The 9,845-nt window shown below is 54.8% G+C and carries 8 protein-coding genes; 1 reads left to right on the top strand and 7 read right to left on the bottom strand.

Features of this window, described 5'->3' with window-relative positions:
• Positions 1-22: 22 nt before the first annotated feature.
• Positions 23-1,282, bottom strand: coding sequence for a putative Na+/H+ antiporter (locus BMZ14_RS04410; protein ID WP_074795044.1), 1,260 nt, complete (start codon positions 1,280-1,282; stop codon positions 23-25).
• Positions 1,283-1,516: 234 nt separating this feature from the next.
• Between BMZ14_RS04410 and BMZ14_RS04405 the strand changes: the two genes are divergently transcribed.
• Positions 1,517-2,419 carry an ion transporter gene (locus BMZ14_RS04405; protein WP_074795042.1) on the top strand — a complete coding sequence of 301 codons (903 nt, stop codon included), beginning with the start codon at positions 1,517-1,519 and terminating at the stop codon, positions 2,417-2,419.
• 682 nt (positions 2,420-3,101) lie between these two features.
• On the opposite strand, the gene BMZ14_RS04400 is transcribed toward BMZ14_RS04405, so the two are convergent.
• The 6 genes from BMZ14_RS04400 to BMZ14_RS04375 form a co-directional block, all read right to left on the bottom strand.
• Positions 3,102-4,751 carry a tetratricopeptide repeat protein gene (locus BMZ14_RS04400; protein WP_074795040.1) on the bottom strand — a complete coding sequence of 550 codons (1,650 nt, stop codon included), beginning with the start codon at positions 4,749-4,751 and terminating at the stop codon, positions 3,102-3,104.
• 185 nt (positions 4,752-4,936) lie between these two features.
• Positions 4,937-5,860 carry a DNRLRE domain-containing protein gene (locus BMZ14_RS15395; RefSeq protein ID WP_074795038.1) on the bottom strand — a complete coding sequence of 308 codons (924 nt, stop codon included), beginning with the start codon at positions 5,858-5,860 and terminating at the stop codon, positions 4,937-4,939.
• A gap of 286 nt (positions 5,861-6,146) precedes the next feature.
• Positions 6,147-7,409 (bottom strand): NADH:flavin oxidoreductase/NADH oxidase, encoded by a 1,263-nt coding sequence (locus tag BMZ14_RS04390; protein WP_256208379.1) that lies wholly within the window; start codon positions 7,407-7,409, stop codon positions 6,147-6,149.
• A 308-nt stretch (positions 7,410-7,717) separates the two neighbouring features.
• Positions 7,718-8,104, bottom strand: coding sequence for a hypothetical protein (locus BMZ14_RS04385; protein WP_074795036.1), 387 nt, complete (start codon positions 8,102-8,104; stop codon positions 7,718-7,720).
• Positions 8,105-8,138: 34 nt separating this feature from the next.
• Positions 8,139-8,486: a hypothetical protein gene (locus BMZ14_RS04380; RefSeq protein ID WP_256208378.1), complete on the bottom strand. Its 348-nt coding sequence runs from the start codon at positions 8,484-8,486 to the stop codon at positions 8,139-8,141.
• Between the two features lie 287 nt (positions 8,487-8,773).
• Positions 8,774-9,697, bottom strand: coding sequence for a J domain-containing protein (locus tag BMZ14_RS04375; protein WP_074795032.1), 924 nt, complete (start codon positions 9,695-9,697; stop codon positions 8,774-8,776).
• Between the last annotated feature and the right edge of the window lie 148 nt (positions 9,698-9,845).

Raw genomic sequence — 9,845 nt, 5'->3', positions numbered from 1 at the left:
CGTACAATCGCGTCGAAGGTACTCACAGATAGCGGAATGCCAGCGCCGCAATGATGGTTGGCGGTAGTGCGCCCCATAACAACCCCAATGGATGAACCGTTTCATCCTCAAAGTGCCCGCGCAAGATGGCGATTCCAGCTGGATTAGGAGCGTTGGCGATGATAGTCAGGCCGCCCCCCGTGACTGCTCCAGCGACCAAGGCATACTTGAAGTCATTGGACAGACCTTCGACCAAGGAGCCGAGGTAGGTCAGGGCTGCGTTGTCAGTGAATGCGGTCAGAATGGCCGCGCCAAAGAATACTGCGTCACTACTCATGCTCATCAGAACCGGCTGTAGCCACCACTGCTGCTGCCCGCCCAAGACGACCAGGCCTGCCAGAAAGAAGGCGACCAGTAATCCCTCGCGCAGGATCAGGCGATCCTGGTGACGCTGATAAGCATGGGCCACCCCGAGGAAAAAGAGGAATAAGCCCATGAATATCGCAGGGTGATGAGCGAACACCACGACGCCCGCAAGAAATGCCAAATGGATAAATACCAGGACGAAAGGCACCGATTCGCTGTGCCCGCCATTGTCCGTAGACTGCAGTTGACTCAATTCTTTGCGGAACAGCGCCGTTGCTCCGACGGCATTCAAGGTAACTGCAATTGCGGCTTTCCAGCCAAACGCCAACATCATAAATGCAATATCCCAGTTCCATTTTCCGGCTACCATCAGCACGGGCGGTGCAGCAAAGGGTGTCAGTGTGCCCCCAATGGAAATATTGACAAACAACACACCCAGCGTGGCGTACTTGAGGCGCGATGAAATGCCTCTCGCAAAAATACGATCGGCCAGGATCAAAGCACCCAGCGTCATAGCCGCAGGCTCGGTGATAAACGAACCTAGTAGGGGCACCAGCGCCAAGACCGTGAAATAGAATCCCATGCTTCCGGGCAAGGGGACGATGCGAGCCACTATGCGTACCCCAACCATTGCAGTTTGCAGGATCGGACGAGTGCCGGCGATTACCATGATGGCGAAGACGAACATCGGCTCGGTGAAGTTGCGGGAGTCGATGTAGCGCGTTGCTACCGTTGAACCATCGATGGCAAACATTGCCATCATCAGAATTAAGGCCCAGAAGCCAAACACTACTTCCACTTCACCCAGCAGGTGCCACAGTCCGGCATGGACAGGTCTGGTATGCGCCAGGCGCTCAAAAAACTTGGTGGAGAAGGTGTGCAAAATGGCAATAGCAAATAACGCTGAGCTGATCAGTTGAATGGCGGTTGGTGTCACAACTTCTCCTTCGGATCGTTATAGGAATCAAGCGCGCGCCGAAACGCCGCTAAAGAAATGGATCTGTTTTTTTTATTGAATTTCCAACTTCCCTATGTTTTTGTATAAAGGAACAGCAATGCTTTGCAAATATAAACTCAAGCCCAGATACACGCACGTTACGGATGCCCATCTTTTAGAGGATCACGCGATCCAGGGGATGTGCTTGCTCGATGCCGCTACGGAGACTTAAGCATGAATAAAAAGGAACATAAAAGCAGTCCGACACGCCCAATTGCGAAGACCGATCTTGCGGCCTATTTTGGCAAACCCGGGTCTGGTTTTCGCGATCGTCTCTTTGTAATTATCTTCGAGGCCGAAACCCGTGCTGGACGATGGTTCGACTTTTCGCTGATTGCTGCCATTTTGTTGAGTGTGGCTGTGGTTATGCTTGACAGCGTTTCCTCGATTAGCAGCCGACACGCTGCAGCCCTGAATGCTCTAGAGTGGTTTTTCACCGTTGCGTTTACAATCGAATATATCGCTCGGCTGGCATGTGTGAAACATCCAGTACGTTACGCCAGAAGTTTTTATGGAGTAGTGGATCTTCTCGCGATTCTTCCAACCTATGCGGCTTTTTTCATCCCGGGGCTGCATGCATTAGTCGATCTTCGCCTTCTGCGATTGCTACGGATGTTTCGCCTTTTGAAACTTGCCGCCTATGTAGAGGAGTACTCGTTGCTAGGTAGCGCACTGTTAGCGAGCAGGCGCAAGATTGTGATCTTTCTGTCCGTGGTAGCGATCGTGGTCGTTGTAAATGGTACGTTGCTATATGTAATCGAAGGAGGCCCAAATTCTCCATTTAGCAGTATTCCTACATCAGTTTATTTCGCGATTACAGCGGTCACAACCGTGGGATTTGGAGACATTACACCCCAAACTGATCTGGGGCGCGCGATCACTTCAATCACTATGCTGGTTGGGTGGAGCGTTCTGGCTGTTCCGACTGGAATTATCACTTCAGAAATGACGGCCCAGCGATTTGCACCCAAGCCAAACACCCGGACGTGCCCAGAGTGCTTGACAACGGGATTGGAAGAGAACGCAAAGTTTTGCAGGAATTGTGGTGTGAGGCTTCCATTCTTCTCACGCAATTAGAGGAGTTGCCATAAAAATTCCTTACTGCTATAGATGCTATAGATTAAATCAAGAACTGCTAAGTCTTTGTGAATAATTATTCTAAGATCTGTTAGAGACAATTTCTCTTTTTCTCCGAAACGTCTAGTATTGAAGGTCCCTGAATCCAGATACGGGGGCGGACATGAGTCGAACCATGATTCTCTCATCAAGCTGCCTTGCGCGCACTGGCATTCAAGTAGATTCGGGTCCTTTTCCTTGCTGGAAAAACCGCACACCTCATGATGAATCCAGGTATCTCGATGTGGTTAAAAAAAAGAGCTCGCTGTTACGCCATACTCGGCCCCGAGAATGCGGAACTAAAATCGGCAAAAGCGTGAAAGGGAGAGTTCGTGGACATTCACGGCCCTGACGGATCCACTGGAATCCCCCTTACGAAACCGTGGGCTTCATGGAGGGGATTTGGCGAGGAGAGCACTGATCTGTGCCGGCGCAAAGGGGATTTAAAGGAAATTCAAGTGCGTTGCACCCGCAAAGCTTCGCAGATCACAAGCCATGACGGGTAAAGCGCATCGCCTCAAGCGGGAATTTCCTTCCCCATTGCCGTTTTTACCGTGCTACATGAACTCCATTCCCCATCGCTGGGGAATGCAGAGCGCGAGATTTCAAAAAGTTCGGTGGTCGCTCTACGTGCCGCCCTGCGTTACTGTCTTTCCAGAAAGGCGTTCGCCTGGACTAGTTCGGCGCGCTCGGTATCATGACCGGCGGCTAAATTCTGGAGCCTGGCATAATACTCCCGCGCTTCCTTCAGCTTGCCTGACCTTTCCGCAGCGCAAGCGGCACCATAAATGCTTCGTAACAGGTTGGGGTCACGTTTCAGGGAACGCTCGAATTCGGCAAACGCCTCTGCCGGACGGTGGAGTTCAAGCAGCATCTCCCCGAGCAGTTCGCGAGAAGGGGCAACGTTCCCGGGAGTCACAGGGTGCTTGTCGCTGGCCTCTTCAGCTTTCGCGGCGGCACGCATCAACTGCTCCGCCTCGTCGCTGCGTTTCTCCGCAAGGGCAAGCCATGCATTGATTGTCTTCATTTGAAAGTCCGCCTGACCTGCCCAGTAGTCCTGTTTAACCGCATTCATCATGTCCTTGAGTGCTTGCAGCCGCGCTACATCTGCGCGTGCGGCCGCAATGTGCCCGCTGCGCGCGGCGCCCAGGCCTCGGGCAAAGACGAGAATCGCTTCGGCTTGCGGGAACTTGTTCCATGCCAGTTCGGCGGGCGATAGTTCGAGCGCGGCAGCCCCTTCGAAATCACCACGTTCCAGCGCGAAGCGGGCTGGTATTGCGGCAAAGGCATATGCGGCCGGCAAATTCTCCACCTTGACCCGGCGGATTGAAGCCGCTTCCTCCACCAGCCGTCGGGCTGCCTTGTCCTGTGCTTGCTGGAGATGTGCGAAAACCATGTAGTCCATGGCGTGCAGTGCGTCATACGTGCCAATGCCGAGGGTCGCTTCCTTGAGTTCACTCTTGGCGGCAGCATAAGAGGCTTGATTGCTTTGCACCATCTCATGCCAGAGTCCAAGGCGGCTGAAGATGTGCGACGGCATGTGGAGCGCATGGGGCACCGATGGCGCGATGTTGGCATAGGCTCTGGCGGCGGGAAGGCCCTTTTCAGCCAGCTCGGCATAATCATAAGTATGGATCAGATAGTGAGCGGCTCCGGGATGGTCTGGATACTTCTCGAATAACGGCTCCAGAATATTCGCCGCCCTGTGCTGGTTGGCGAAGGTTTTATCAATCGGCACCGCAGTAGCGTTGAGCACGAGTGCATAGAGGATCCTTGCTTCCATATCGGCCGGGTTGCTTGCTGCCAGGCCTTCCATCGCTTTTTCAAAAGCCAGTGCCCGGGTCCGGTAATCTGTCGTGTCCCAATCCTTGAAGAACGCGGCCAACGCGCGAATATAATCGCGTTCGCGCTCGCTCTTGACACCCAGTCGCTGCGCGTCGGCCACGCTTGACGCCCCCGCCTTCCATGCTTTCGGGCTGGGCGGCCAGGCGAATGGATTGCCCAGGGACATGAGGGCGATGCCCCAGTAAGCCATGCCGCATTGGGGATCATGGTGAACCACGGTTTGAAACGATTTGATTGCCGGGTCGAACCAGAAGGAATGGGATAGCGCCATGGCCCTGTTGAATTCCTTCTGGGCCGCCGGGTTGCAGCTAACCGGGAAGTTCACATCGCCCAGTTTTTCGTTGAGCGCATTTCCGGCGGGGTCATGCGTGTCGCGCGCCTGTGCTTCCAGTGTTCCGACGCAGAGCATTATCGTGAACATCGCGGCAGCGGTTTTTGCCGAAGTCATATTTTTTCCTGAAGCCATGAGTCAGAAATCGCCTAATCTTTAATAATATTGCAGGATCAGGATTGAGTATACACGGCGCGTTTTGAATACTGCGGAACTCGCCCGGTACGCGACGGCCTCTGAGCAGGGGACAGGCTGAGCTGTTTTCTTTCGAGAAAGCCTGCCGGCGCAGACATAATGATTGATCAGCTCTTCAACTGGCGCATCCGCCACCCGAGCAGGGCAAGCCCTGCCAGGAGCATTGCATAGGTTTCGGGTTCGGGTATTGGGGCATAGATGATTTCAAGTTTTGGCGCGAGAGCAGCGTCGCCCGCCGCCATCGCGCCATCCTTGGACCAGAAGCCCAGGAGCGATTGCCGGATGCCTTCTTCGTCGCTTTTCAACAGCCAGCCGTTATTCTGAGATGGGTTGTCAAGCCAATCCTGCACATCCGCAGCCATTGCCGCCGAGCTCCAGGTGTGAACTGATCCAGGGGTAAACGTGGTAAAAGCGGTGGATGCGCTTTCGATAGACGAGAAGTTTCCACCGTGAAGGTCGCTACCACCGCTCTGCCATTTGGTGGCCATTGCCGGATCGCTGTTGTAATTGGAGTAGTCCCAGGTCGAATCTCCATTTCCTCTGGGATAACCTTGGCCGGAACCGGAAATGCCGCTACTGGTCGGGCTACCGCTGCTGCCTTCGCTCCAGTTCTGGGCCACGTCAAACAGCCGAACAGTCTGCGGCACTCCGCTTCCGCCGCCGACCAGCCCCAAGGACAGGCTCATGGTTACACTATCGATTTTTGAACCGGCAGGAATGCTTGCCGCTGCCAGATCGAACTGCAGCAGGGTGCGCTTGTCGTTCAACTGGCCATCGGTTCCAGTAAATAGACCCGGTCCCATCCCGCTGGCATTTCCGGTATCAGCGCCATCCGAGGTCCCGAAAATAGTGGCATCTTTAAAGGCACTGATGCTGACTGTCTCCGCATGAACCGAAGCGGCGCCTATCATCAGGCCGAGCATGACCGTTCCGCAACGCATAAAGCGCAGTTTATCCCCAGCCGAGCGAATACCCGAGCTTGCCGGGACGGAAGGGGATCGAACCGAGGTTAAGGTAATTTCAGGGAACATGGAAACCTCCAAACAGTGTTTCAGGAAGGGATTGCAATCTCGCCAGACGGCGGGACCACTGGTATTAAATATAGCCCCGATTCCAAAAACTACAAGAAACACTGAAGTGGAGGTTCGCCTATGCCCGCCAGGCTTGTGCTATCAATTGTTACTCTCCCGAAGGCAGCCGTGCTGCGCAACTTTTACGACGAGTCATGCTAAGCCCAGATGCTGGAAATAGCCGGATAATCAGAGCTGAACTATGCCGTGAGCTAGTAGCTAGTATTGCAGTCTCTTCCCCTCAAACTTATTTAGCTCGCCGCTTCACCGCATAGCCGTACTGGGTCGGCCATATGGGCTCCACTCCCATTAAGTGCTGCGCTTTAAGGGCCCAGTAGGGCTCCCGCAGCAATTCCCGTCCGATAAAAACGAGATCGGCCTGGCCGCTGGTGATGATTTCATCCGCATATTGGGGATCGGTAATCAAGCCCACTCCGCCAGTGAGGATTTCCACTTCGTCACGAATGTGCCGGGCAAGTGGAACCTGGTAGCCCCTGGCGACAGGAATCTTCGCATCGGGGGTCGTGCCGCCGGAGGAAACGTCGATCAGGTCCACGCCGAGTGCCTTCAGCTCTCTGCAAAGAACGATCGATTGCTCTATGTCCCAGCCTCCATCTACCCAATCTGTTGCCGAGATTCGCACGAAAAAAGGCAGTTCCGGGGGAATAACGCCGCGCATCCGCTCGGCAACGCGCAGCAGAAGCCGGATGCGGTTTTCCAGGTTGCCTCCATAGTCATCGGTGCGATGATTGCTGATAGGCGAGAGAAACTCATGCAGCAGGTAGCCATGCGCGGCGTGAAGCTCGATCACCTTGAAGCCAGCCGCCAGCGCGCGTCGGGTTGCTGCTTCCCAGGCATCGATGCAATGCTCGATATCCGATTCCGACATAGCGGCCGGGATTGGATCTTTCGCGTCGAAAGGCAGGGCGCTGGGCCCGATAACCGGCCACCCGCCTTCTGCGGCTGTTTTCAGGCTGCGCCCACCCGCCCATGGCATATCGCAACTTGCCTTGCGTCCGGCGTGAGCGAGTTGGATGGCAGGGACCGCGCCCTGTGTTTCCACGAACTGTGCTATGCGCGCCAGCGGCTGGATATGCTCGTCTTTCCAGATTCCCATGTCTCCAGGCGAAATGCGTCCTTCGGCGGTTACTGCGGTGGCTTCGACAAACACGAGCCCCACGCCGCCGATTGCGCGGCTACCGAGGTGAACAAAGTGAAATTCATTGGCAAAGCCGTCCTGCGCCGAATACATGCACATGGGCGACATCACGACCCGGTTGCGGAAAGTGACGCCGCGTATGGTCAGGGGGGACATCAGATCCACTTCCGGGACTTCGCGGTCATGCTCGCTCTGGCACTGCGATTGGATGCCGCCCTGAATGGCGTTTGCGCCACTTGATGGTGAGGTATTTTTGTCCACGACGGACGATGTACCGGTAAGCGTGAGGGCTTCGCTCAAGGATGGGGCGCTTTCGCTCGGATTGTGTTTGTTCGGATCGTATTCGGACATGATCGTTCCTTCACAAAAGCGCCTGATGACTCGATCCAATCTTTCCGATAGCCAGGTGCGGTGTATGATTAGCGGATATCAAAGCATGCGTCTTTGAGCACCCGGTTTACCGAAAAATAGTGGAAAACACTTTTTTTGTATGCGCGTTACCGCACACCCGTGCGCCTACTGGCAGATTGACCCTGATAGCGACAATGCGTGTTCAACCAATATTCGGTTGAATTCGCCCGGTTCTTCAAAGGGAATTATGCGCCGAATGCTCGAACAATACGCCGTTTTGAAGGCGCTTCGGTGGAGCTGGCGCGAAATCAGGCAAACCAGCGTAAAAACGCAGCTGCGGCCAGCGCCGTCACGCCGAGCGAAGCAAGAAGCTTCCAGGCTGAGCGGCCCCGTTCGTCAGACCAGCGGGTTGCGCGCCGCACATATAGCATTGCAATCCAGAAGCCAGCTGCTGCGCATAGAATCTTGATCAGCAGCGCGGCAAAGGCTACACCGTGCAAGTCGGGCAACTTTTCATAATAATAATAGCTGACCGCGCTGAATCCTGTGCCGCTTGCCGCCTGAACTGCCCAACCCAAGCCCACCAGCCAGGCAAGCCTGCGCTGCACCGCGGCGGTCTGCACCGCCGGGTACAGCGCCAGGATCGGGAGGCCTGCCACGGCAGCGGCACCGAAATTGTGCACCAGCTGTACCATGGCGTAGTTCAGGTTTTCGAACACTATCGGCTGTCTACCCTACGGTGACACTGACGCATTTCTGCGGGCCGATCGGCGTGTGCGCCTTGTTCACCACCTTGATGCATATATCATGATTGCCGGCCGGGAGCGTTCCCAGGGCGTGGCTTCCTTTCAAATTACGCAATGTCAAAATTTCCTTGTCATCGATGTAGAGATGGGTATGGTCACCCTTGTCTCCCAGCGCAATGTCGTAGACAAGTTCGATATCCGTCTTTGGGCTGAATGTGGCACCCTCCTGCGGGGAGGAGATAGCAACCGAACCTTCAGCGGCAAGTGCAACCGGAATAGAGCAGCTAAAAGCAAGTAAAGCCGCCAGGGTGTAAAATTTGCGCATCATCATTCTCCTTGATGTTTGTCAGTTGATACTCGTGAATAAGCCATGTTACTGAACCAGAACTTGTAACCTGTAAAATCCGGCTCATCTCATCCTCTGGATTTTACCGATCGAATTATACCGCAGCCTTGCTTGGTCTCAGCTACTGGAGATTTTAGTAAAATAAGGCTGGCGGTTATTTAGCCCACTCCCTGATACGGAGCCGATGCCCGGTTCAACGACAATCGTGCCTGGCCCCCTCGCATCACCTCCCGCACCGTTTCTGCATTCCTCCCGCTGCGATCTTGGGAGGTTCAAAATTCCGCTTCCGAGAGCCCATACGTTTGCATATTACCCCCGTGAACTTTATAGAGCGTCATGGTAACCTTGCTGAATCGCTTGCCGCTGCCGGTCGCTATTTCTTCCAGGTTGAACGCCTGTGAGCGGGAGAGACCGCCGCTATCCAGATCGCGGTAGCGAATGTCGTAGCTTCCTGCGCGAATCTTGTCAAGTGTGAAGCTGCCGCCAGCAGGGATATAAAACTGGCGTACCGGATGAGCTCTGGCGCCAGCCACAGATACCAGCTTGACGAAGACATCGGAATCATTCTGCCTGTTGTCTACGGTCAGTTCCGAGAGGCCATCCGCATTGAGCAGAGAAAAGCCCTTGACATAACCGGGACCGGCGGGCCACGGTTGGCCGTTGGGTGCTGTTACCGGCCTGACATAGCGGGAATAGCGGGATTGGACCTGTGCGGGGCCAGGATCGACCGAAACAGGTGGATCAGGCGTGGCAGCCGCCCAACCATGAGGCTTGGGAGCCGACGGTTCTATGTCCGGTTTATCGGTCGCCCAACCAATTACAGCTACCACCAGGAGGCCGTAAAAAATCGGATGCGTGAAGATACGCGCCAGGATTGCAGTGCCGCTGCTGTACCACGGCGGCACTGCTTGAGCTGATTGTGCCATTGGACTGGCCCTGGATGCCTGCCCGCTTTCCGCCTGTTTGGCCATCATCTCTTGCTGTGTTATCCACTGATCGTGTTCCTGGCGTTTATACGGATCGGATAGCGTGTCGTAGGCGGCATTAATGATTGCCATGATACGGGTTGCTTCTGCGCTGCCGGGGTTTCGATCCGGATGATACTTCTGAGACAGTGTTTTATATGCTGCACGGATGATTTCAGGTGGTGCGTTTCGAGCGACCTTGAGATTATCGTAATGTGTGCGAATCTTCATGCGTGGAATCTGACATTGACACAAGCGCAGAACTGCGGCTTCTGGGTTAAACAGCTCCTTTTGCTGGAGCTGTTCCCAGCGGATTCCATTGACTCACCACGTGACAGGCATCCACGCACTGCATTATAGCACTGCCGGGCTTTGCAAA

The sequence above is a fragment of the Nitrosospira briensis genome, assembly GCF_900115125.1.
Classification (GTDB): Bacteria; Pseudomonadota; Gammaproteobacteria; order Burkholderiales; family Nitrosomonadaceae; genus Nitrosospira; species Nitrosospira briensis_A.
Note: the sequence above shows the minus strand (reverse complement) of the source record. Positions and strands in the feature narration are given on the sequence as shown.

Bases quoted from the DNA above. Each gene is read 5' to 3' on its own strand.
- BMZ14_RS04405 (WP_074795042.1), top strand. From the start codon at position 1,517: ATGAATAAAAAGGAACATAAAAGCAGTCCGACACGCCCAATTGCGAAG.
- BMZ14_RS04400 (WP_074795040.1), bottom strand. From the start codon at position 4,751: ATGACTTCGGCAAAAACCGCTGCCGCGATGTTCACGATAATGCTCTGC.
- BMZ14_RS15395 (WP_074795038.1), bottom strand. From the start codon at position 5,860: ATGTTCCCTGAAATTACCTTAACCTCGGTTCGATCCCCTTCCGTCCCG.
- BMZ14_RS04390 (WP_256208379.1), bottom strand. From the start codon at position 7,409: ATGTCCGAATACGATCCGAACAAACACAATCCGAGCGAAAGCGCCCCA.
- BMZ14_RS04385 (WP_074795036.1), bottom strand. From the start codon at position 8,104: ATGGTACAGCTGGTGCACAATTTCGGTGCCGCTGCCGTGGCAGGCCTC.
- BMZ14_RS04380 (WP_256208378.1), bottom strand. From the start codon at position 8,486: ATGATGATGCGCAAATTTTACACCCTGGCGGCTTTACTTGCTTTTAGC.
- BMZ14_RS04375 (WP_074795032.1), bottom strand. From the start codon at position 9,697: ATGAAGATTCGCACACATTACGATAATCTCAAGGTCGCTCGAAACGCA.